General features: G+C 53.3%; 21 protein-coding genes. 11 read left to right on the top strand and 10 right to left on the bottom strand.

The window, feature by feature from the left end:
- Positions 1-110 precede the first annotated feature (110 nt).
- The 6 genes from AC812_RS07970 (at position 111) to AC812_RS07995 (ending at position 6,742) form a co-directional block, all read left to right on the top strand.
- Positions 111-1,319, top strand: coding sequence for a cation:proton antiporter (locus AC812_RS07970; RefSeq protein ID WP_061918262.1), 1,209 nt, complete (start codon positions 111-113; stop codon positions 1,317-1,319).
- A 29-nt stretch (positions 1,320-1,348) separates the two neighbouring features.
- Complete coding sequence (locus AC812_RS07975) at positions 1,349-1,717, top strand: P-II family nitrogen regulator (protein ID WP_061918264.1); 369 nt, start codon at positions 1,349-1,351, stop codon at positions 1,715-1,717.
- A gap of 113 nt (positions 1,718-1,830) precedes the next feature.
- Positions 1,831-2,337: a 50S ribosomal protein L9 gene (gene rplI / locus AC812_RS07980; RefSeq protein ID WP_061918266.1), complete on the top strand. Its 507-nt coding sequence runs from the start codon at positions 1,831-1,833 to the stop codon at positions 2,335-2,337.
- Positions 2,338-2,427: 90 nt separating this feature from the next.
- The gene (locus tag AC812_RS07985; RefSeq protein WP_061918268.1) at positions 2,428-3,876 is read left to right on the top strand and encodes a helix-turn-helix domain-containing protein; all 1,449 of its coding nucleotides are present in this window, start codon (positions 2,428-2,430) and stop codon (positions 3,874-3,876) included.
- 7 nt (positions 3,877-3,883) lie between these two features.
- Positions 3,884-5,212, top strand: coding sequence for a 30S ribosomal protein S12 methylthiotransferase RimO (gene rimO / locus AC812_RS07990; RefSeq protein ID WP_061918270.1), 1,329 nt, complete (start codon positions 3,884-3,886; stop codon positions 5,210-5,212).
- A 15-nt stretch (positions 5,213-5,227) separates the two neighbouring features.
- A complete protein-coding gene (locus AC812_RS07995) occupies positions 5,228-6,742 on the top strand; it encodes an STT3 domain-containing protein (protein WP_061918273.1) in 1,515 nt (504 codons plus the stop codon).
- A 9-nt stretch (positions 6,743-6,751) separates the two neighbouring features.
- Here the strand turns inward: AC812_RS07995 and AC812_RS08000 are convergent, their stop codons facing one another.
- Genes AC812_RS08000 through AC812_RS08015 form a run of 4 tightly spaced genes read right to left on the bottom strand, consistent with a single transcriptional unit; the run spans position 6,752 to position 10,746 of the window.
- Entirely contained in the window at positions 6,752-7,270 is a 519-nt protein-coding gene (locus AC812_RS08000) for a CopD family protein (RefSeq protein ID WP_061918274.1), read from the bottom strand.
- 8 nt (positions 7,271-7,278) lie between these two features.
- Complete coding sequence (locus AC812_RS08005) at positions 7,279-8,367, bottom strand: hypothetical protein (RefSeq protein WP_061918276.1); 1,089 nt, start codon at positions 8,365-8,367, stop codon at positions 7,279-7,281.
- A 26-nt stretch (positions 8,368-8,393) separates the two neighbouring features.
- On the bottom strand, positions 8,394-9,941 hold the full coding sequence (gene murJ, locus AC812_RS08010; protein WP_061918278.1) for a murein biosynthesis integral membrane protein MurJ: 1,548 nt from the start codon (positions 9,939-9,941) through the stop codon (positions 8,394-8,396).
- Positions 9,934-10,746 carry a ZIP family metal transporter gene (locus AC812_RS08015; protein ID WP_061918280.1) on the bottom strand — a complete coding sequence of 271 codons (813 nt, stop codon included), beginning with the start codon at positions 10,744-10,746 and terminating at the stop codon, positions 9,934-9,936. Before AC812_RS08015 ends, murJ begins: the two co-directional genes overlap by 8 nt.
- 80 nt (positions 10,747-10,826) lie before the next feature.
- Here AC812_RS08015 and rsmI point away from each other — a divergent pair, with 80 nt between their 5' ends.
- A complete protein-coding gene (gene rsmI, locus AC812_RS08020) occupies positions 10,827-11,495 on the top strand; it encodes a 16S rRNA (cytidine(1402)-2'-O)-methyltransferase (RefSeq protein WP_082149160.1) in 669 nt (222 codons plus the stop codon).
- Positions 11,496-11,581: 86 nt separating this feature from the next.
- Here rsmI and AC812_RS08025 read toward each other — a convergent pair whose 3' ends face one another.
- A complete protein-coding gene (locus AC812_RS08025) occupies positions 11,582-12,514 on the bottom strand; it encodes a radical SAM protein (RefSeq protein WP_061918284.1) in 933 nt (310 codons plus the stop codon).
- Between the two features lie 152 nt (positions 12,515-12,666).
- On the opposite strand from AC812_RS08025, the gene AC812_RS08030 reads away from it, so the two are divergent.
- Together AC812_RS08030 and AC812_RS08035 are read left to right on the top strand one after the other, a co-directional pair.
- Complete coding sequence (locus AC812_RS08030) at positions 12,667-13,134, top strand: hypothetical protein (RefSeq protein ID WP_061918286.1); 468 nt, start codon at positions 12,667-12,669, stop codon at positions 13,132-13,134.
- 56 nt (positions 13,135-13,190) lie between these two features.
- A complete protein-coding gene (locus tag AC812_RS08035) occupies positions 13,191-13,556 on the top strand; it encodes a YtxH domain-containing protein (RefSeq protein ID WP_061918288.1) in 366 nt (121 codons plus the stop codon).
- Positions 13,557-13,608: 52 nt separating this feature from the next.
- Here AC812_RS08035 and AC812_RS08040 read toward each other — a convergent pair whose 3' ends face one another.
- Entirely contained in the window at positions 13,609-15,201 is a 1,593-nt protein-coding gene (locus tag AC812_RS08040; RefSeq protein ID WP_062158858.1) for a bifunctional ADP-dependent NAD(P)H-hydrate dehydratase/NAD(P)H-hydrate epimerase, read from the bottom strand.
- Between the two features lie 88 nt (positions 15,202-15,289).
- On the opposite strand from AC812_RS08040, the gene AC812_RS08045 reads away from it, so the two are divergent.
- Positions 15,290-16,843, top strand: coding sequence for a spermidine synthase (locus tag AC812_RS08045; protein WP_061918292.1), 1,554 nt, complete (start codon positions 15,290-15,292; stop codon positions 16,841-16,843).
- A complete protein-coding gene (locus AC812_RS08050) occupies positions 16,840-17,526 on the top strand; it encodes a TIGR01906 family membrane protein (RefSeq protein WP_061918294.1) in 687 nt (228 codons plus the stop codon). The genes AC812_RS08045 and AC812_RS08050 overlap by 4 nt, the downstream gene beginning before the upstream one ends.
- 4 nt (positions 17,527-17,530) lie before the next feature.
- Here AC812_RS08050 and AC812_RS08055 read toward each other — a convergent pair whose 3' ends face one another.
- Genes AC812_RS08055 through AC812_RS08070 form a run of 4 tightly spaced genes read right to left on the bottom strand, consistent with a single transcriptional unit; the run spans position 17,531 to position 21,354 of the window.
- Entirely contained in the window at positions 17,531-18,580 is a 1,050-nt protein-coding gene (locus AC812_RS08055; RefSeq protein ID WP_061918296.1) for an ABC transporter ATP-binding protein, read from the bottom strand.
- 14 nt (positions 18,581-18,594) lie between these two features.
- Positions 18,595-19,392: an ABC transporter permease gene (locus tag AC812_RS08060; protein ID WP_061918298.1), complete on the bottom strand. Its 798-nt coding sequence runs from the start codon at positions 19,390-19,392 to the stop codon at positions 18,595-18,597.
- Positions 19,389-20,297 carry an ABC transporter permease gene (locus AC812_RS08065; RefSeq protein WP_061918300.1) on the bottom strand — a complete coding sequence of 303 codons (909 nt, stop codon included), beginning with the start codon at positions 20,295-20,297 and terminating at the stop codon, positions 19,389-19,391. The genes AC812_RS08060 and AC812_RS08065 overlap by 4 nt, the downstream gene beginning before the upstream one ends.
- Complete coding sequence (locus AC812_RS08070) at positions 20,287-21,354, bottom strand: ABC transporter substrate-binding protein (protein WP_346265126.1); 1,068 nt, start codon at positions 21,352-21,354, stop codon at positions 20,287-20,289. Before AC812_RS08070 ends, AC812_RS08065 begins: the two co-directional genes overlap by 11 nt.
- Positions 21,355-21,389: the final 35 nt, after the last annotated feature.

Here is a 21,389-nt window from a genome sequence, read left to right on the forward strand (position 1 = left end):
TCTCAATTCGGACTGGAAGAATTTATGGTAAACTACAAACAAATTTCCTGACCTGCGCAAAATTTCCCTGCGGGGGGCATTTTTTTTGAACGCTGCCCGGAAGGATTTTGATGACTCCATTCCTGCAATTAATCTTTGTACTCACCATTATTCTCTTTGCATCAAAATTGGCCGGTTATCTGACCACCCGGTTGGGGCAGCCGGCAGTACTGGGTGAATTGCTGGTCGGGCTGTTGCTTGGCCCGTCATTGATTGACCTGACACACCTCGTTTTCATCACCGACCGCCACCTGAGCGAGGTTGTGGCAGAGTTCGGCGAAATCGGCGTTCTGGTGCTGATGTTTCTGGCGGGTTTGGAACTCCATTTTTCAGAGCTCACCCGCAATACCCGCGTGGCGGCTTTCAGTGGAATTCTGGGGGTGTTGACACCGGTTGGGCTGGGAATTCTGGCAGGTGAAATGTTTGGTTACTCTTTCGACAACGCTGCCTTTATTGGACTGACGCTAGGCGCAACCAGTGTCAGCATTTCTGCCCAAACCTTGATGGAATTAAAAGTATTGCGCAGCCGGGTTGGATTGGGATTACTCGGCGCAGCCGTGTTCGATGATATTCTGGTCATCCTTTTGCTTTCCACCTTTCTTGCACTTTCGGGCGGGGGTTCGGCGCTGGACATCTTATTGGTATTGCTAAAGATGATTGGATTTCTCAGTCTTTCGGCAGCCTTTGGTTTGTGGGTTCTCCCCAAACTTTCCCGTCGGATCAGTAACATGCCCATCAGTCAAGGCATTTTAACCTTCAGTCTGATTATCATGATGGTGTATGGGCTGGCCGCCGAATTGATTGGCGGCATGGCAGCCATCACCGGCACTTTTCTGGCCGGTTTGATGTTTGCCCGAACGCCCGAAAAAAGTCAAATAGAGCCGGGATTACGCTCGCTGGCTTACAGTTTCTTTGTGCCAATATTCTTCGTCAACATTGGCTTGAGTGTAGATACTCACACGCTCAATTTGAATGCCCTATGGTTGATGCTGGTCATCAGCACTTTTGCTATACTGGGGAAAGTGATTGGCTGCGGTTTGGGAGCAAAACTGGGCGGATTCAACTGGCTGGAATCGCTACAACTTGGCATTGGCATGATTTCACGTGGAGAGGTGGGCTTGATTGTTGCCAGCATTGGTCTGGCGGAGGGTTATATCAACGAAACCGTATTTTCCGCCATCGTTGGCATGGTTCTGATTACCACCCTCCTCACCCCGCCCTTGTTGCGTGCGTCCTTTAGAAAAGTAACCGTTTCTTCGCCAGCCCCTGTTCAAGAATAAGTAATCCCGATTGATTACGGGAGGACCATATGTACATGATTTTCTTTGTTTTACACAATCCGGAACTTCTCGAACAGGTGTTGAACGCCTGGGAGGAGGCCGGTGTTGGTGGGGTAACCATTCTTCCCAGCACCGGTTTGGCTCGCATCCGCGCCAAAGGAGCGTGGCGCGATGATTTGCCGCTCTTTCCCAGTCTGGAGGATTTTCAAGAACATCTCCAAAATCTCAACCGCACCCTGATCACCATCGTAGAAAACGATGCCATGGTAGATAAAGTAGTGGCAGCAACTCAACGGGTAACCGGCGATCTCAATCTGCCCAATACCGGCATCCTCTCGGTATTACCGGTGGTTCGCAGTTATGGTCTGAACCGTATTCCGGATGTCAATGGAACATAAGCCGGTTTGATTTGACGGAAGTAGAAGGGTCTGGTAGAATCATCGGGCTTTGAGCGTTGTACCCTTCGCTCTCAGCCGAAACTCAATTTTTTTGGAATGAAAGGGCTTGAACCATGAAAGTATTGTTGATTAAGGACGTTTACAAACTGGGCCGCGCTGGAGATGTGAAGAAAGTGGCCGATGGCTTTGGACGAAACTATCTGATTCCGCAAGGATTGGCCGTCCTGGCTACACCCGGCACACTTAAGCAGGTGGATCAAATCCGCGCTAAAGCTGCTTCTCGCCGCCAGGAATTGAACAGCGAAATGAGCAGTGTCGCCGATAAATTGAACGGCAAGTACTTCACTTTTGCCTCCAAAGCCGGTGAAACCGGTAAACTGTACGGCTCGATCACCACCCAGATGATTGCCGATGCAATTAAGCAAAATTTGGGGATTGAGGTTGACCGCCATCAGATCGAATGTGAGCCGATTCGTACTTTGGGCGAACATGTTGCCCACGTCCGTTTGACGGTTGACCTGGTGCCTGAAATCCGCATCCTTGTTCACCGCGAAGGTGAAGTGGTGCAGGTTCCCTCTGCCGAAACCGAAACCCCGGCTGAGGAAACCGCCGAAGCCTGAAAAAATTACCCGAAAGAGGAACCTCTCAAGACCGGCCAATGCCAGCGATTCCACGGCAGGCCGGTCTTTGATTGAGGGTATAATACGGCAATGAAACTCACCATCGGGCAATACCTGCGTCAACTGCGTGAGGAACGCGGCATCAGCCTCGAGCAATTGGCTCAGACAACTCGCATCAACCCCACATACCTCCGCGCGTTGGAAAACGACGAAATGTCTTTGCTGCCTTCAACCGTTCAGGCACGGGGTTACCTGCGCCTGATTGCCGGCACCTATAACATTGATCCGCAACCATTGCTGGACGCATATCCAGACAAGGAAATTCTCCTACCCACAATAGCGGAGGAAGCGAGTCCATCGGAGACTTCCGAGCCGGTTACGGCCACTCCGCTTCCCGATGAGGATAATGCAATCCAAACACAAGAACGACTGGAGGACGAGGAAATAACCTTACCAGAAACAGAAGAAGTCAGCTCCGAAACCGTCCCGGAAACTTCTGTTCCCATTCCAGAAGGAACCCTCATTACGCCGGCACCGGTTGAAGGAAGTTCCTCTTTCATTTTTTCCCAAATTGGGCAGCAATTTCGCACTCAACGCGAAGCATTGGGAATTTCGCTGGAAGATGCTGAACGGTTTACCCGCCTTAAAGCCCGTTATTTACAGGCCATCGAGGAAGGACATTTCGATCAGCTACCATCCCTTGTTCAAGGCCGAGGGATGCTGCGCAACTACGCCGAATTTCTCAACCTCGATAGTGAAGCCATCCTGATGCAATTTGCGGATGGTTTACAACGCCGAAGGCTGGAACACCTGACTACTACCACGCCTGCCCGCTCCACTCCCTCCGCGACACCCGTACGCACACCCAACCCTCTCTCGCTTTTTTTGCGGAGATGGATGACACCCGATTTGCTGGTGGGTGGTTTATTGTTTGCAATCCTTCTGGTGTTCGTCGTTTGGGGGACGGCACGCGTTTCCGGCTTACAGGATCAGGAGGTACAGGCAACACCCCCCTCTATTTCCGAATTGTTATTAAACACAGCCGACGTAAACGGTTTGAGCGAACCGACCTCCACGCCATCACCCCCGCCAGCCGCTGCCCAAAATAACGGCAGCGCACTTCCCCCGGCAACGGCAGAAGGTGAAGAAACCCAGGCCACCGGTCAGCTGCCCTCCAGCACCGACCCCGTGCAGGTTTACGTAATTGCCAATCAACGCGTCTGGCTGCGGGTTGTGGTTGATAATCGGGTTGCGTTTGAAGGGCGCACCATCCCCGGAAGTGCCTATCCGTTCACCGGAAAACAAGCCATCGAATTAACCAGCGGAAACGCAGCCGGACTTCAAATTGTGTATAACCAGAACAATTTAGGGAATTTAGGGGCATCTGGCGAAGTGCTCCGCTTGATCTTTACCGCTGAAGGTACGGTTGTCCCAACCCCGCTGTTCACCAGCACTCCAGCGCCAACCCTGCCCCCCACATTTACCCCTCAGCCTACCCAGCAATTACCCACCCCAACCGTAACACCATTTGTTCCTTAGAGGTTGAATGAATTCCAAAAGTTTTTATCTGCTTTCTTTAGGTTGTTCCAAAAACACAGTCGACTCGACTTCCATGGCTGAATTGCTCCAACGCGCCGGCTATCAGCCAACCGAAAAACCGGCCCAAGCCTCAGTTCTGATTGTGAATACCTGCGGGTTTATCCAACCCGCCCGTGATGAATCCATCCGCGAGCTGCGCGCTTTAGCCCGCCGCAAACGCCGTGGACAGGTACTGATTGCCGCCGGCTGCCTGACCCAGCGGTATCGAGAATGGGTTTTAGAGCAGGTGCCCGGTATTGACGGCATAATGGGGACGCGCCGCTGGATGGATATTCTGGAGGTAATAGAGAAAATCCGCCAATTCCCGCCTCAGCCGGTTTATCACATTCCGGAAGATGGGGTTATTGGGCGGGATGAAAAAGGGGTCTTGCGCGCTGCGGTTCAGGGCAGCAGCGCATATCTGAAGATTGCGGATGGCTGTCGCCGCCCCTGTGCTTTTTGCGCCATTCCACTGATCAAAGGCACGCTCGTCAGCCGCCCGGCGGAGACGATTATTCAGGAAGCCCAACGATTGGAACGGCAAGGTGTTCAGGAACTGATCCTGATTGCTCAAGACACCACCGATTACGGGCATGACCTCGGCATCCGGGACGGCCTGCCAGCTTTGCTGGAAGACCTCTTGAAATCCACCTCAATCCCGTGGATTCGCATCCTTTACGCTTTTCCCGGTTATGTGACCGATCGCTTAATCGAGATCATGGCATCCAACCCGCGTTTGTTACACTATCTGGATATGCCTCTCCAGCATGCCCATCCTGCCACCCTCAAACGGATGCGCCGCCCGGCCAACATGGATTGGGTTTATCGAACCCTGGAGAAAATGCGCTCTGCCATGCCGGATCTGGCCATCCGAAGCACATTCATTGTCGGCTATCCCGGTGAAACAGAAGAGGAATTTCAGACTTTATTGGATTTCTTACAAGATGTTCGGTTAGACCGGGTTGGGGCTTTCACCTTCTCCTTTGAACCCGGCACCGCCAGTGAACCGCTGGGCGATCCTGTCCCGGCCGAGGTAAAACAGGAACGGTTGGAACGGTTGATGAAATTGCAGGAAAAAATTTCCCTGCAACGAAATCAGACCTTGATTGGTAAACGCCTGGAGGTTTTGGTCGAAGGAGTTGACCGCAATTTGTCCATTGGCCGGTCTTACCGTGATGCTCCTGAAATTGACGGGCTGGTATTTATTGAAGGGAAAGTCCCTGCAGGTAGCATCGTTCCAGTGCAGATCAGCGGGGCTTTGCCGCATGATTTGACCGCCATTCCCATAGGAGACTGATCCCATACCACTTCCATGAAACGCCTGCCTGACCTGACTGCCCTGCTTCTGGCGCTGCTCACCCTTGTGGTGGTTTATCAGGTTACAACCAGAATCTACGAAGGGGTGCCGCATATTGAAGATGAAGTGGCTTATTCGTGGCAGGCTTCCCTTTACACCCGCAATCAACTCGCCATCCAATCTCCACCCTGCCCGCGTTGTTTTCTGACGCCCTTTGTGGTGGATTACAACGGATTACGCTTTTCCAAGTACCCTCCCGGTTGGCCGGCTGTGCTTTCTCTGGGTGTACGGTTGGATCTACGCGACTGGGTCAACCCCTTACTTGCCGCCCTGTGCATCTGGTTGACCTACCGACTGGTCAGCCGTCTGACCCGCCCGATCATCGGTATTCTGGCGGCCCTGTTAACCCTCACTTCGCCATTCTTTCTGTTAAATGCCGGAACATTACTTTCCCATATCTGGTCGTTCTTTCTGACTCTGGCCTTCCTGATGGCGTGGCTGGAAATGACAATCCTTCACCCCTCCATACCCCGCTGGATGAGTGTGCTACTGGGTGGTTTTTCGCTTGGATTGCTGGCGCTCACCCGTCCGCTCACGGCGGTAGGGGTGGCCTTTCCCTTTTTGATAGAGGGCATCATCCGCCTGTTTAAATCTTCTCCCGCCGTCCGCATGGCGATGATCCGTACAGGAATACTGGCAGGCCTGCTGGCGGGTTTGCTTTTTGTCTGGCAGTATGCTGTGACCGGCAACTTCCTGCTCAACCCCTACACCCTGTGGTGGGAGTATGACAAAATCGGTTTTGGCCCCGGCATCGGCGTTCAAGAAGGCGGGCATAATCTCTACTGGGCAAGGTTGAACCTGAAACACAGTTTGCACAGCGGTGTAAGTGACCTGTTTGGCTGGGGGCGAGTCTCATGGCTGTTCTTACCTTTCGGTTTATTTGCCCTCCGCCGTCAGAAAACGGCCTGGTCAACTCTTGCAATTGCACCTTCTCTGATGCTGTTTTACATGCTTTACTGGATTGGTGCGCAACTCTACGGGCCGCGTTATTACTTTGAAGGACTGATCAGCGTCACTTTGCTAACAGCAGCCGGCATTGCATGGCTGGCGGGTAAATTAACTGCCGATCCGCCATTCACGGTTGGTTGGTGGGCTTCCCGCCTGCGGTTTGGGCTGGTTGCCGCTGTTTCCACGGCTTTGCTGGCATGTAACTTGTGTTTCTATCTGCCGGCCCGCTTAGGCGGGATGATTCACCTTTACGGTGCAAGCCGTGAGCAGCTATTGCCCTTCCAGAGTCAAAACGCCACCCAATTGACCCCCGCACTGATCTTTGTTCATCGCCAGAATAACTGGCGGGAATATGCCACCTTACTGGAACTCAGTTCTCCCTATCTGGACACACCCTTTGTGTTCGTTTTCAGCCGGAGCGAGGAAGAAAATCAACAAGTCATGCGTGCCTTCCCGGGACGCAAAATCTGGCATTATTACCCGGATGAACCGTACCGCTTCTACACCGCCCCGCGCCCGTAAGCAATCGAGTCAGGAAGAAGCCCGCGCCACGGCGGTCAACAGCAATACCACCACCGATAAAACCCCATTCAGAAGCAACAGGCGGTCTTCCTGTTTTTGTAAGCCCATCAATTTATCCGAAGGCAACTCCTTACCTGCAGCGCGCATCAAGGCCAGCCGGCGTAAAGCCGGTGTCAATCCCCAGGTGTTATAAGCACTGACCGCAACCATCAAAGCCACCACTCCGTGTTTGGCAAGGATCGCCACCGACCAGCTGTTTTCAATCGCTAAAAATCCCTCATAGGCCGGATGAGCGCTCATCTGAAACATCCCCGTCCCGGTCAACACCACCAGACTGAACCAGCCAATCTGTTGAAGACGGTTCTGCACTTTTTCCAGAAAGAGGGTGTAATCACTGGCATTCAGCATCCTTCTGGCATTGGGAATCACCAGAATCCCCAGCGCTGCCAAACCGCCCAGCCATGTCACCGTTGCCAGCATGTGCAGCCAGTATGCCAGTGCCAATCCCCAATCGGGTAGATTCTCCATAGAACCTGCTATCCTCCTGAGGGCGTTTCCGTGGGGGTTTCCAGCGGGGGTTCGCCCCCATCAGGGGGGGTTGGAGTTAGGTCTTCCGGCGGTAAGGTTTCTTCCGGTTCTTCTTGATTCGGCGGATTGGCACAGTATTCTGCTGCCTGAGCCGCCGCACTTTCGGCAGTTGGATCCGGGCGGATGGTCAACGCATTGCGGTATTGAAGCTCGGCATCGCAGTACAAACCTTGCGTCATCAACTGATCGCCATAACGAATGGAAGCCACTCGATAGCGCTCCACCGCGGTCATTCCCGAAGCATCCCTTAAATTCGGCAGTGATGGGTAAATATCGGCAAAATATCGCACAACTCTCGCCCAATCCGCCCCCCAGAAACTGGCTGCTGAGAGGTACATGCGCGCCCAATTTCGATAATTCTGGGCTTCCACATCCAGCGGAGCAAATCTTTCCGCCAGCGTCAGGTTGTAAATCCCCACTTCCAACTCCCCGCGGCTGACGTTCTCAATCCCCAAAAAACGCAAGGCAATGTAGTACATCCCGTCCACATCCACCGAACGGTAGTTCACGTTCTTATCCCGCAACCGTTGTATGGCCTCAATCGCCTGCCCCCATTCCTTGTTTGCCAGGTGCTGGGCAATTTGATTGAAAATTTCTTCCTCACCACGCAAATCAGGGGTGGGTTCCAACGTTGGGGTAGGCGCTGCGGTAGGTGTCAGAGCCAGAGAATACAGCATATTGGCTTCTACCAATTTCTCCGCCGCTGCCGGAAAATCCGGCTGAAGCGAGATGACATATTCAAAGCGTTTGCGGGCGGTTTCATAGCGTCCGGATTCTAAATCAACCAGTCCCAGTTGAAACTGGTAGGTCGCTTCCATGATCACCTGACTTTGTTGAGCCTGTTTCCGCAACTCGATACCGGCGCGATATCCCAAAAACACACCGATTGCCGCCCCAGCCAACAGAAAAACAACTCCCACCAGAAAGACCCAGAAGGGTATTCTCTTACGCGGATTGGTTTCGGCTTGTTCTTCTACTTCTGCCCGACTATCGGCCGGCGAATGGATTTTGTCATTGATGGTAGCCTTGTCCGTCATGAGGGCAATTATACCCTACCTCAACCTCATAATTTAAGGATCAAACGCAATTCAGGTAGAAGGATGGGGATGGCTGCCAGCCCTCCGCCGGCCAGGGAAATCAGGCTTTGAAGTAAGGGATTCCAGTCCGCCATGAGGGTCATTCCCAACCAGACCACTGCCCCGCCGGCTGTCGCTGCCAGTAAACCGCGCAGCAGGCTGCCCCCCACCTGAAGCGAACGCACCAGCCGCCGGTTGAGGATCAGCAAAAGGAGAACTGCCTCGGCGGTGAATGCAATCGAGTCGGTCAGGCTGATGCCGGCCGCCCCCACCAACCGGTACAATTGACTGCCTACCAGCACATACACGGCAAAGGTAAAGCCGGCCCCCAATAAAGGAATCAGCGCATTTTGACGGGCATAAAACGACCGCACCGCCACTTCCACCAGACTTTGCCCCACCAGCCCCGCCAGATAAGCCCGCGTGACCCAGGTCAGCAAATCCGTTCCGGCAGAATCAAAATCAAACGCCAGTAACAGCAGGGGACGTAGTCCGAAAGATAAAATCACAGCCACCGGCAGGGTAATCGCAATCAACACCCGAACCGCTCGCTGAACACTGGCGAAGAACTCCTCGCGTTCCTGACGTGCCACCTGTTCTGAAAGGGTGGGCAGCAGTGCCGTCCCAATCGTCGTACCAATTAACGTTTCCGGCACTTGAAAGATCATCCACCCGTAGGTGAGTGCGGTAACCGCCCCTTCTTCCAATCGCGAAGCCAGATTATCGCGCACGATAAAAATCAACTGGATGAACATCATGGTGATCAGGCGGGGCCCCATCAGGCGCAGCACTTTACGGACCGGCTCGGTTCGCAACCCCAGCCCGCTGTTCCAGCGGAACTGGTAGCGAATTAAACCGGGAAGCTGTATCCCCAGGTGCAGCAGCGCGCCGAGGATCACGCCATACACCAGTCCGTGCACCCCCAGCCCAAAAGCCGGTAAGGTAATTCCCCCCAGCCGATAACCTTCCTGAGGCGAAAGCACCAGTGCGCCAAAAATTTGACCGAAGTTATACAACAGCGGTGCCATTGCCGGCAACAGAAAATGTTGATTGGCTTGCAAGCCCGCCATCACCAGGCCGCTGATGGAGAAGATGAGAGTGGCAATCAGATTCAGGCGCATCAGGTTGACCACCAGGTCTTGCTGGCCGCTTTCAAAGCCCGGCGCAATCCCCAATTCCCAGCGCACCATCGGATCCGCGAAGAGAGCGACCAGCACCGCCAATCCGGCAGTGACCAGAAACGCCAGATTGGCAATTTTGGAGAAGAGATTCCAGGCTGCCTGCCTGCCCCCCTTAGTGATTTCTTCCGCCAGCACCGGGATGAAAGCCATTGCCAGCGCTCCGCCGGAAATCAACGCAAACAGCAAATCCGGCAGGTTATTCGCGACATTGAACGAATCCAATTCCGCTGAAAGTCCGAACTGGCGGGCAATAATCACCTGCCGGATGAAGGCTACTGCTTTATCCAGCGCAAAAAAGACCACCAATAAAAAGGTGATGCGGCTGACCCGCGAAAACCGGGTGGGCTTATCCAAGGGCTACATCCAGCGCCATCATCACAGCGAAACCAAGCATCAGCCCGATGGTAGCCATGTCCGAATGTTCACCGCGCTGAGCCTCCGGTATCAACTCCTCGACGCATACATAAATCATTGCCCCGGCAGCAAAGGCCAGCGCGTAGGGCAGAATCGGCTGGATGAAAAACACCGCCGCCGCTCCCAATACACCGGCTATCGGCTCAACCAGGCCGGAAGCCTGCCCCATTAAGAAACTTTTCCAGCGAGAAACACCCTCGCGCCGCAAAGGCGCAGATACTGCCAGACCTTCGGGAAAATTCTGCAGCCCAATTCCAATCGCCAGTGCAACTGCTCCGGCAATCGTTGCCTCGGGGATGCCGCTGGCTGCCGCCCCAAAGGCGACCCCCACTGCCAGACCTTCTGGAAAATTGTGCAACGTGATTGCCAGCACCAGCAGAACGCTGCGCTGCCATGAGGTCTTGATTCCCTCTGCCGCGCTGAGCGGCTCGCGAACGTGAAGATGTGGCAACAATCGGTCAACCAGATAAAGAAAAGCGCCACCAAATAGAAATCCAATTACGGCCGGGATCCAGCCGGGGATCCCTAAACCGGTGGACATCTCAATTGCCGGCGCCAGCAGTGACCAGAAACTGGCAGCAATCATCACCCCGCTGGCAAATCCCAGTAAGGTATCCAGCAACCGCCGGTTGACTTCTCGGGTTAAGAACACACCGGCTGCCCCCAGAGCGGTGACCCCCCAGGTGAAGAGCGTCGCAAACAATGCTTGAACAACAGGATTGAAATTCTCCAATGCGGTAATCATTTACAACCTCTCGAACGATGCTTCTTCTACACTTTGTGGATGTCAGCCATTCGTAATCAGAATGCTTTATAATCTCCAACATGAATATGGGTCAATTATACATGGTTGCAACCCCGATTGGAAACCCGGAAGACATCAGCCTGCGGGCTATTCGCATTCTGGGAGAAGTTGATGTGGTCATTTGCGAAGAACGCCGCCAGGGCAGTACCCTGCTTAAGAAACTGGGCATCACCCCCAAACAACTGATTTCCCTCAATGAACACAACGAAGCCGAACAAGCAGCCACTCTCGTACAGCGGATGGCACTGGGCGAAAAGATGGCGCTGATCAGCGATGCTGGCACCCCCGTATTTGCTGACCCCGGTGCAGAACTGATCCGCCAGGCGGTTAAAATGGGCATTCCCGTAACTGCAGTACCGGGTGCTTCCTCGCTGATGGCCCTACTCAGCCTGCTGGATACAAAGGTCGAACGGTTTGTCTATGCTGGATTCTTATCGCGTTCTCCGCAGGAACGCCGTCAGGAATTGCAGCGCTTGCTGCGCCTGAATCTTCCCCTTGTCTTGATGGATACGCCCTACCGCCTGTCCAGTCTGCTGGAAGATATCGAAAAGACTGCCGGTAAAAATCGGCGGGTGACACTTGGTTTGAACCTGACCCTGCCGGGCGAGCAGGTTCTGCGCGGCACGGTGAGCGAAATCCGCCGCATGGTGCAGGATCGCAAAGCCGAATTTATCCTGCTAATTCATTGACTTCGATCCCCTATCCAGCGCTAGCCGAGGGCCAGGAGCTTAGCGGGTTGCTTGGGTTTGAGTGGAAAATCCGGAAGCCACCCAAGTCATTCCCACAGGCCGCGGCGTTGGCGTTGATCCAGCCTGTTCAAGCCAAGTTGCCGGGCAATTGCAACTGCCTCCTGGTATTCTTGTGAGGTAATCGGCCGGTTTAGACCGGGGTAGTTATGCGCCTGATAAGCCGGGTAATACTGATCCATCAGGTTGAGATAGACATTTTTGGAAATTTCATCCGCCAGAAATCGCAGCACTTTTTCGGTACCGGCCAGTTGATTGGGCAACACCAGATGGCGTACCAGCAGCCCACGCCGGGCAATACCCTGTTCATCCATTTGTAAATCTCCCACCTGACGCTGCATCTCACGCACCGCCGCACGGTTAACTTCAACATAACGCGGCACCCTCGAGAAGCGGCGGGCGATTTCACTATCCCCGTATTTCATATCCGGCATATAAATATCCACTATCCCATCGAGTAATGCCAGCATATCCAGCGAATCATAACCGCCGCTGTTGTAAACCAGCGGTAGGCGCAAACCGGCCTGTGCCGCGATCAGCACGGCTGCAATGATCTGCGGCACAACATGCGTCGGAGAAACCAGATTGATGTTGTGGCAGCCGGCGGCTTGTAACCTGAGCATGATTTCCGCCAGCTCCTCTGGCTCAACCTCACGTCCATTTCCCACCTGACTGATTTCAAAATTCTGGCAGAAGACACACCTTAAATTACAGCGGGCAAAGAAAATGGTGCCTGAACCAGCCCAGCCCCTCAGCGGCTGTTCTTCTCCCAAATGAGCGCCGAAACTGCTCACCTGAGCGCGGGCACCGGTCTTACACATTCCCCTCTCACCTGCCAGACGATTGACCCCGCATCTTAACGGGCACACATCGCAGGCTTGCAGGTGAGCATAGGCTTGTTCAATCCGCTGATGAGCCTCACCGCTTTCCAGAAGCCGACGGTAAACCGGTTCAATACTCATCGTGCAACCCTCATTTCAATTATAAACAAAGCCGATTGATTCTGAGATTCCCCTTCTTGGCTGTTGGGTGATTCCTTCTGGGGATTTTTGGAAGGTTATGATTTGATTAATCTCGATCTTCGGTAGCATTTCAGGTATGTTATAATGATTGCATGAGCGAGGAACCTCAACCCGCATCCGCTGAACCAACCAGTCAACCGTCAACTGCCGTTCCCGAATCAGCCCCATCAGAAAGATCCAGAGAGAACCGACGGGCGGCTGGTATCATTGCAGCCGTCGTTGTAATTGTCTTGCTGATGATCGGCGGGATCGTCCTGCTGGCACTTTCACCCGAAAGTACCACCGCCAAGGTTCGGGATATTTTTATCATCATCATGGCGCTGGAATCACTGGTATTAGGAGTGGCGGTGATCGTGCTGATCATTCAAGTCGCCACGTTGATCAACTTGCTGCAAAATGAAATCAAGCCAATTCTGGATTCAACCAATGAGACAGTTAATCACCTGCGCGGCACGACCCAATTCCTCAGCAACAATCTGGTTGAACCCGTCTTGAAACTGAATGAGTATCTTGCCGGCTTGCGTAAACTTTTTGACTTCATCCGCCCGGACCGGCGGTGAACCGGGTTGATGCGAAAACCCATCTATTTAAAAAATGCCAAAGAAAGGAGATTGAGATGTCTGAACGAGATGATTTTGGAGCCTTCCTGATCGGTTTTGTGATTGGAGGTTTGACCGGCGCCATTACGGCTTTATTACTTGCCCCCCAATCCGGCGAAGAGACCCGTGAGGTGATCAAAGAGCGCGCCATTGAATTGCGCGACAAAGCCTCAGAAACGGTCAATACCACCTATGCCGAAGCCGAAAAAGCAGCCAACGAGGCCTTGCGCCGCGCTGAAGAACTGCTGGAAAAAGCCAAAAAATCTGCTGAGGAACTGCAGCAAAAAGGCTCAACCTTACTTGAAGAACAAAAATCCAAACTGAGCAAAGCCGCCTCCAAGGCTGGCGATGCAGCCGAAGAAATCGGCGAAACCCTCTCTTAAATCAACCAGATTTTTCAAAGCAGCCGGACAAAATCTTCCGGCTGCTTTTGATTCAACCCACTATCCACATCGGGTCATGTATGTATTTCCGCTGGTAAAGACGGGTCAACGCTTGAGGCACAGCTCGCAGAATATCGCCCGCCAGCACCGAAGCCGATTGTCCGATCAGTTGCTCAGCGATTAAACCGGCGGTTGCATGAACCCACGCGGCAGTAATGGCCGCCGGGAATGGGGCAATCCCTTGAGCAAGAAGGCCTGCAATCAGACCGGTCAACACATCGCCGCTGCCTGCCCGTGCCAGTGCCGCAGAAGCCACCGGAATGTGATAAACCGTTCCATCGGGTGAGGCAACAACCGTAAATGCCCCCTTCAACACGACAACATGCCCCCATTGAGCAGCAAAACGGCGCGCCGTACCGGGCCGGTCAGCCTGAATTTCAGAAGTCGAGAGGCCGGTTAGAGCACTCATCTCACCGGGATGGGGGGTTAAAACCGACGGCGATGGCAATTTTTTATGCCATTTCTCAATCTTCGTCAACAGCCGCAGCCCATCCGCATCCACCACCATGGGAGGCAGGTCAATTGCCAGGTTGAAAAACTCCTGTACAAACCCGCCCACGGCAGGGGCAGTGCCAAAACCTGGCCCGATAAACAGAGCCGTCACCCGCTCAAGATGGGCAAGGATGATTTGAGCCGCCTGCGGCGCGATACTCCCCTGTTCTTCCGGAAGACTCAGCCAGGTAACCTCGCTCAATCGGCTTACCAGCGCATTGCGCACCGTCGGAATGACCGCCATCCTTACCAGACCAGCCCCGCTGCGATAGGCCGCCTCGGCTGCCAGTCCGGCTGCGCCAATGTAGTCTTCACAACCGGCTACCCCCAGCACCGTGCCAAACGTTCCTTTGTGGGCGCTTGCAGGTCTTGCCGGCAGCCATTCACGCACCCCGGCCCCGCAGGCGACGAAATCGCGTACTTCTTGCAAGGCCGTCAGATCGGTCGGCAGCCCGAGGGGCACCACCGCCAACTGACCGGTCAACTCCGCTGCCGGGAACCGTAACAAACCGGCTTTGACAGCATCCATGCAAACTGTCAGGTGGGCGGGGATGACCGCCGGAGAAGCCTCTCCGCTGTCGCAATCCACGCCGGAAGGGCAATCCACCGCCACAACGAACGGCAAGCCAACCAGATCGCGGATATGCGCCAAAACACGTTCCACCTCTGCTTTGAGGGGCAACTGAATGCCGGTTCCCAGCACGCTGTCCAGCAAAACATCACTGGCTGAAAGCCACTCATCCAGCCTGACAAAACCCGGATCATGGGCAAATTCCCCTATCTCCACGCCGGCCTTTCTGACTCGCTGCAAGAGAGCATCCTCAGCCGGGCGCGGACGCACCAGATAAGCCCTTGCCTTCCAGCCGGCCTGCGCCAGTGCTTCCAGCGCCACCAATCCATCTCCGCCATTATTCCCTGAACCGATTAAACCCAGCACACTGAGGCGCGGGAAAGTGTGCGGTAAACGCATAACCACCTGAGCCACACCGCGTCCGGCACGCTCCATCATTTCGGCGTAAGAAACACCCCGTGCATCCCCCTCGCGTTCAATCGCCCGCATCTGATTAACGGTTACCAGTGGAATCGGTCTCATTTTCATCGCCTCCTGCCAATCAATTATAGTCAACTTCCCCATGGTTAAATCCGGGAGTAATCCGCTACCTCACGGTATAATCTACCACATGCGCAAATGGCTCTATCTGGCTGTGTTTGTCTCCGGCATGACTACTCTGGCAGCCGAAATGTCCGCCTCGCGCTTGCTGGGCAATTATTTTGGCACCAGCAACCTGACCTGGGCAAGCATCATCGGTTTGATCCTGATTTACCTGACCGCCGGTTATTTCATTGGCGGACGCTGGGCGGATCGTTCTCCGCATTACTCGACCTTTTTTCAAATCTTGATCTGGGCAGCCTTTTCGATTGGCTTGATACCGCTGGCTTCACGTCCGATTTTGCGGTTGGCCGCCAATGCCTTCGACAACCTCGATTTAGGGGTCTTGTTCGGCTCTTTCAGCGTGGTGATGATTCTGTTCTTCATTCCCATCACGCTACTGGGCACGGCCTCTCCGTTTGCAATCCGCCTGGCGCTTTTGGATTCGCGAACGGCCGGCAGTGTGGCCGGGCGCATTTACGCCATTTCCACCCTCGGTTCATTCCTTGGCACATTTCTTCCGGTATTGATTCTCATCCCGCTGGTCGGAACTTACCGTACTTTCCTGACCATTTCGGCTTTCCTGCTATTGATTGCACTACTCGGACTGGGTGTTACCAGCGGCTGGCGGCGCACCCTGGGTTATACCTGGATGCCGGTCATTCTGATTCTGCTGGCGGTATTTGGAACACGCGGAACGGACAAGTCCAGCGCGGGGTTGATTTTCGAAACTGATTCGGCTTACAACTACATCCAGGTTCTGGAGTTCGGTCAAACCCGCTACCTGCGGCTCAACGACGGACAGGGGGTGCATTCGGTCTATCATCCCACCGAGTATTTTTACAACGGTCCATGGGAACAGGTGCTGGTTGCTCCATTTTTTAACCCACCCCCGGTGCAACCCGGCGACATCCGCCGCATGGCGATTGTCGGTCTGGCTGCCGGCACAACCGCCCGACAGGCTGGTTTGGTATTTCCCAACCTGATCATTGACGGCATTGAAATTGACCCGGAGATCGTTGAGGTTGGACGCCGTTACTTTGGGATGGATTTGCCCTACCTGAATGTCATCGTTCAAGATGGGCGCTGGGGGCTGGCACGCAGCAACCAAAAGTATCAGGTCATCAGTGTAGATGCCTACCGCCCGCCCTATATCCCATGGCACATGACCACCCTGGAATTCTTTCAACTGGTGCGAGATCGTCTGACAGATGATGGTGTCATGGTAATCAACGTTGGACGCAGCCCCACGGATCGTCGGTTGATCAATACCCTCTACACAACCATCGCACAGGTCTTTCCCAGCGTCCACATCATGGATTTACCGGATTCCTTTAACTCCATCCTGTTTGCGACCGTGCAGCCAACGGTGGCAGAAAACCTCGCTGCAAATTTTCAGCAATTGAGTCAATCTGCCGAAACCCCCTACCTGTTGCTCCAATCCATGGCGGTGACCCTTCAAAATCTGCAGCCCGCCCCGCCACCGGGAGTGGTGTTCACCGATGACCGCTCACCCATTGAGTGGATCACCAACGAAATGATTTTGGACTTTTTATTTTCCGGGGAAGTGGAGACCCTGCAATGAAAACCATTCGCTCACTTGTCCTCTCTATTTTGCTGCCGGCCGTTGTTTTATTTGTCATGATGACTTCGATACGGCTTTTGATGAATCCGCTTTTCCTGACCATTGAATACAACCTGCCCGGCTTCCCGCCAGATGCGTTTGGCTTTACCAAAGATGATCGTCTCCACTGGGCCAATCTCTCCCTCAAATATCTTTTGAACGATGCAGACATCTCATTCCTCGGAGATTTAAAGTTTGAAAATGGGTCTGCAGTCTTCAATGAACGCGAATTGCGCCATATGCTGGATGTAAAAATTCTGGTGCAGCAGATGATTCGAGCATGGATCATTTTAGGAATGTTTATTTTCCTGACCGGTGTGTGGGCCTGGCGCGGCAACTGGCTGGCCGATTACTGGCTGACCCTCTCGCGAGCCGGCTGGGGGGTGCTGATTGTCATCGGCTTGATTCTGGTAGGGGTTATGATTGGCTTCTCCGCGCTATTCACCGGCTTTCACCTGATCTTCTTTGAGGGAGACACCTGGCTTTTCTACTATTCGGACACACTCATCCGTCTGTTCCCGCTGCGATTCTGGCAGGATGCCTTTATCATTATGGGCATTCTCTCCGCTTTGGGCGGAGTTGCTCTAATATGGCTGGGTAAGCGCTGGTACCAGAAAGCCGCTGGCAGCCGCCCGAGGAATTGAATTCTCACAAAACCCAGCAGGCGTGGTGCGGGAAACTAATTACCACCTTTTCGTTGACTTTGGGCAATTCCAGTTTTCGCTCGTTGAACACATCCAGCAAAAGCGAGACACCCTCAACATCCAGCCAGATGCGGACAATCGCTCCCAAAAAGGAAATTTGCCGAACCAGCGCAGTCAGTTGATTCCAACCCTCCACAGATCCTAGCTTGACTTCTTCGGGACGAATTGCCAGCTTGGGCTGACTGCTAAGCGGCGTGCGATGGTTTTGCTCAACTTGAATGGTGTGTGTGCCAATCCGGTAAAGCCCGCCTTCACGGTCAACCACCTGAACCGGTATCAGGTTCAATTGTCCGATGAAGGAAGCCACAAACTCCGTTTGGGGATAATTGTAAATTTCAAAGGGTGTGCCAATTTGTTCAATCTTGCCCTTATTCATCACCACAATCCGATCCGAAAGCGACAGCGCCTCTTCCTGATCGTGGGTAACGTAGATTGTAGTAATTTTCAATTCTTGTTGAATGCGACGGATTTCTGCACGCAATTCGACCCGGATCTTGGCATCCAGGGCTGAAAGAGGTTCGTCAAGCAGCAACACGCGCGGGCGAATCGCCAACGCCCTGGCAAGAGCAACCCGCTGCTGCTGCCCGCCCGATAACTGATAAGGATAGCGTTTTTGAAGGTCTTCCAGTTGGACAATTTTCAAAATTTCCGAAACCCGCTGGCGGATCTGTTCAGCGGGCATTTTGCGTACCGAAAGACCGAAACCGACATTGTCCGCCACATTCATATTGGGAAACAACGCATAGGATTGGAATACCATCCCTACCATGCGTTGATTTGGCGGCAACTGGGTAATGTCCTCCCCTTCCAGCACAATCTGGCCCTGATCAGGCACCTCAAATCCTGCTACCATTCGCAGGGTTGTTGTCTTGCCACACCCGCTCGGACCGAGAAAGGAAACAAACTCACCACGCTCAACCTCAAGGTTGAAATTTTCTACCGCAAGGGTATTCCCGTAGAATTTGGATAAATTCGAAAGCAGAAGATAGGTCATATCGGTTGTCAACCTCAGTGGGCTCCTGCAATTTGGGTTTGGACTCTGCCGCGATTCAACAATTGAATCAAACCAATGAATGCCCAGGTCAGGGCGAAACTGATAATCGCCAGCGAGGAGGACTCATAAGTCTTGTTCTGCCCGACCAGAGACATGTACGGGCCAAACGCCCGGATTCCAACCAGAAAACTGGCTATGGTGAACTCCCCCATCACGGTTGCTACTGCTAAAAACGAACCGCTCAAAATAGAAACCCGCACATTGGGGAGAATGACCCGGAAGAGAATGGTACCCCAGCCGGCTCCAAGGCTTTGGGCTGCTTCAGTCAGGGTACGCACATCAATGGCTTGCAGGCCAGTATCAATTGAGCGGTACAAATAAGGCATGGTCAACACCACATAGGCTGCTACCAGCAGGACATTCGTCCCCGTAAAGGTATTGGTCAGGAAAAATGGTGCACCGCTAAAAACCCGTATCAACCCAAATACCAGCACAATCGCCGGAACGACGAATGGTAACATACTCACAAACTCGATCAACCCTCTCAATTGGGGCAATTTCAGGCGGATCCAGTAAACGGTTGGAAAAATCAGTAAAATGCCGGCCAGCGCAGTAAACACGGCCATTTCCAGAGAAAAAATGAAAGTTCTCAAAAACAACGGGTCAGCAAAGACGCGCTCATAAGCGAGGAAGCTATACACGCCTTTTCTGGCTTTCAGGGAAAACTCGAAGGTCGCCAGCAGCGGTAAAAAGAAATACAACCCGCCAAGGATCATCCAAAACCACGACCATAAAGTGTTGCGTTTGCTCATAGTCTCAGCCACCTCTCACTGCGCCGGCGCAGTAAGTAGTAAAGCAGGATGGCTCCTGCCATGACAATCACCATACCGATTGCCAGCGCATAACCCAAGCCGGTATTTTGCAACACATCGCCCTTGATTTGGGAACCAATCAAAATGGTAATCAAATTAATAAAACCGCCGGTCAAAGAGAGCGCCGTGGCATAGGCGCCAAAGGCATTACCAAACAGCAAAATCATGGCGCCCAGAATGGAGGGGGTCAGCACCGGCAACGCAACCCGCCGCCAGTAAGTCCAGGAAGAAGCCCCCAAATTCTCGGCGGCTTCACGCCACTCTCGCTTCAAGCCATCTAGTGCCGGCGTAATAATCAAGATCATCAATGGGAATTGAAAATACAGATAGGTGAGGGTCAGTCCCCAGAAACTATACAGGCTGAAACCGCGGTCATATAAATCAATGCCCGCCATTTTCAGCAAGACGGTCACCATGCCGGTTCGGCCAAGCGTTGCGATGAATGCAAACGCCAGCGGAACACCGGCAAAGTTTGAGGCAACCCCGGAAAAGGTCAACAGGGCGTTGCGTAGCCCTTTTGGCAATCCGCCAAGGGTAACTGCGTAAGCCATAAAAAAGCCCAATATCCCGCCGCCTATCGCCGATGCCAGACTGATGCGGATGGTCACCCAGTAGGCACTGAGGATAGATGGGCTGAACAGATCCAAATAATTTTGAAATGTAAAATTCCCCTGCCTATCCTGAAAACTGCCGCTCACCAGAGAAAATGAAGGTAAAAACACAAACAGGAAGATAAACAGAAAAAATGGCAAAACGCCCAGCCAGTTCAGCAGGGACGAGGGAACGGGACGCGCGTGACGCGCGTCCCGTTGTGTGGTTGAATTTTGCCTGAATTTACTTAACATCCGCGCCAACAACTTCCATCCATTTTTCGGCAATCAGTTGTTTGGCATTGTTGATTTGCTCAACAGTCGGGAATACAGCTTTGGCGTACAGTTCAGCCGGCGGCAGGGCATCGTTCAATTCCTGCGGAATGACGCCACGTTGCACCATATCATTGTAACGAATCGGGTGGCAGCCGCCTTTCAGCCAGATCAGCTGACCTTCATCCGAATAGAGGAATTCCATCCACAATTTGGCAGCATTGGGGTGGGGAGCATAGGCACTGATAGCCTGCAGATAGACACCCGCAATCACACCGCTCTGCGGAATGACGACCTCAATTTCGGGATTACCCGCCAGGGCATTTTTATCCGCCAGAGCGTTGTAGTCCCAGCGCATCACCACCGGAGTTTCACCTTTGGCAATGGTCGCCTGCTTTGCAATCACTGGCACAAAATTACCGGCATCATTCAATTTCTTGAAGAATTCCAAACCGGGGGTTACATCATCCAGCGTACCGCCGTTGGCCAGTGCCGCAGCCATAATGCTCATTTGGGCCTGAGCCGAAGCACGCGGATCACCCGCCAGCGCAACCTGCCCTTTGTATTCGGGCTTCAATAGGTCTGCCCAATCCTGCGGGACATTTTGAACGACGTCTTTGTTAACTTCAAAAGCCAGCACGCCGTAGTAGTCACCATACCAGTACCCATCGGGGTGCTTGACCTCGTCGGGAATGGTATCCCAGGTAGAAACCTTATAGGGCATGGTTAATTTTTCTTCAACCAGTTGCGGGCCGTAACCAAAGCCCACATCAATCACATCCGGCGCTTGAGGGCCTTTGTTATCTTTATTGGCTTTGATGGCTTCAATTTCATCCGCAGAACCGGCATCCGGGTTCAGCTCATTAACCTGAAGGCCGTATTTGGCCTTGAAGGTTTCAATTGCCTCCCCATAATTGCACCAATCATGGGGTAGGGCGATGACGGTCAACATACCTTCTTCCTTGGCTGCTTTCACCAGCGGATCGGTTTCACCCTGTTCGCCGGCAGGCGCAGCAGGTTGGCAGGCTGTCATAACCATCACTAACACTACTGCCAATACGACCATTATTCGAA

The organism is Bellilinea caldifistulae, from assembly GCF_001306055.1.
Lineage (GTDB): Bacteria > Chloroflexota > Anaerolineae > Anaerolineales > Anaerolineaceae > Bellilinea > Bellilinea caldifistulae.

Excerpts from the sequence above, each read along its gene's own strand:
- AC812_RS08065 (WP_061918300.1), bottom strand. The coding sequence starts at position 20,297 with ATGTTAAGTAAATTCAGGCAAAATTCAACCACACAACGGGACGCGCGT.
- AC812_RS08070 (WP_346265126.1), bottom strand. The coding sequence starts at position 21,354 with ATGGTTATGACAGCCTGCCAACCTGCTGCGCCTGCCGGCGAACAGGGT.
- AC812_RS07975 (WP_061918264.1), top strand. The coding sequence starts at position 1,349 with ATGTACATGATTTTCTTTGTTTTACACAATCCGGAACTTCTCGAACAG.
- AC812_RS08060 (WP_061918298.1), bottom strand. The coding sequence starts at position 19,392 with ATGAGCAAACGCAACACTTTATGGTCGTGGTTTTGGATGATCCTTGGC.
- AC812_RS08035 (WP_061918288.1), top strand. The coding sequence starts at position 13,191 with ATGTCTGAACGAGATGATTTTGGAGCCTTCCTGATCGGTTTTGTGATT.
- rsmI (WP_082149160.1), top strand. The coding sequence starts at position 10,827 with ATGAATATGGGTCAATTATACATGGTTGCAACCCCGATTGGAAACCCG.
- AC812_RS08000 (WP_061918274.1), bottom strand. The coding sequence starts at position 7,270 with ATGGAGAATCTACCCGATTGGGGATTGGCACTGGCATACTGGCTGCAC.
- AC812_RS08045 (WP_061918292.1), top strand. The coding sequence starts at position 15,290 with ATGCGCAAATGGCTCTATCTGGCTGTGTTTGTCTCCGGCATGACTACT.
- rimO (WP_061918270.1), top strand. The coding sequence starts at position 3,884 with ATGAATTCCAAAAGTTTTTATCTGCTTTCTTTAGGTTGTTCCAAAAAC.
- AC812_RS08025 (WP_061918284.1), bottom strand. The coding sequence starts at position 12,514 with ATGAGTATTGAACCGGTTTACCGTCGGCTTCTGGAAAGCGGTGAGGCT.
- AC812_RS08055 (WP_061918296.1), bottom strand. The coding sequence starts at position 18,580 with ATGACCTATCTTCTGCTTTCGAATTTATCCAAATTCTACGGGAATACC.
- AC812_RS07995 (WP_061918273.1), top strand. The coding sequence starts at position 5,228 with ATGAAACGCCTGCCTGACCTGACTGCCCTGCTTCTGGCGCTGCTCACC.
- rplI (WP_061918266.1), top strand. The coding sequence starts at position 1,831 with ATGAAAGTATTGTTGATTAAGGACGTTTACAAACTGGGCCGCGCTGGA.
- AC812_RS07970 (WP_061918262.1), top strand. The coding sequence starts at position 111 with ATGACTCCATTCCTGCAATTAATCTTTGTACTCACCATTATTCTCTTT.
- AC812_RS08040 (WP_062158858.1), bottom strand. The coding sequence starts at position 15,201 with ATGAGACCGATTCCACTGGTAACCGTTAATCAGATGCGGGCGATTGAA.
- AC812_RS07985 (WP_061918268.1), top strand. The coding sequence starts at position 2,428 with ATGAAACTCACCATCGGGCAATACCTGCGTCAACTGCGTGAGGAACGC.
- AC812_RS08015 (WP_061918280.1), bottom strand. The coding sequence starts at position 10,746 with ATGATTACCGCATTGGAGAATTTCAATCCTGTTGTTCAAGCATTGTTT.
- AC812_RS08005 (WP_061918276.1), bottom strand. The coding sequence starts at position 8,367 with ATGACGGACAAGGCTACCATCAATGACAAAATCCATTCGCCGGCCGAT.
- AC812_RS08030 (WP_061918286.1), top strand. The coding sequence starts at position 12,667 with ATGAGCGAGGAACCTCAACCCGCATCCGCTGAACCAACCAGTCAACCG.
- AC812_RS08050 (WP_061918294.1), top strand. The coding sequence starts at position 16,840 with ATGAAAACCATTCGCTCACTTGTCCTCTCTATTTTGCTGCCGGCCGTT.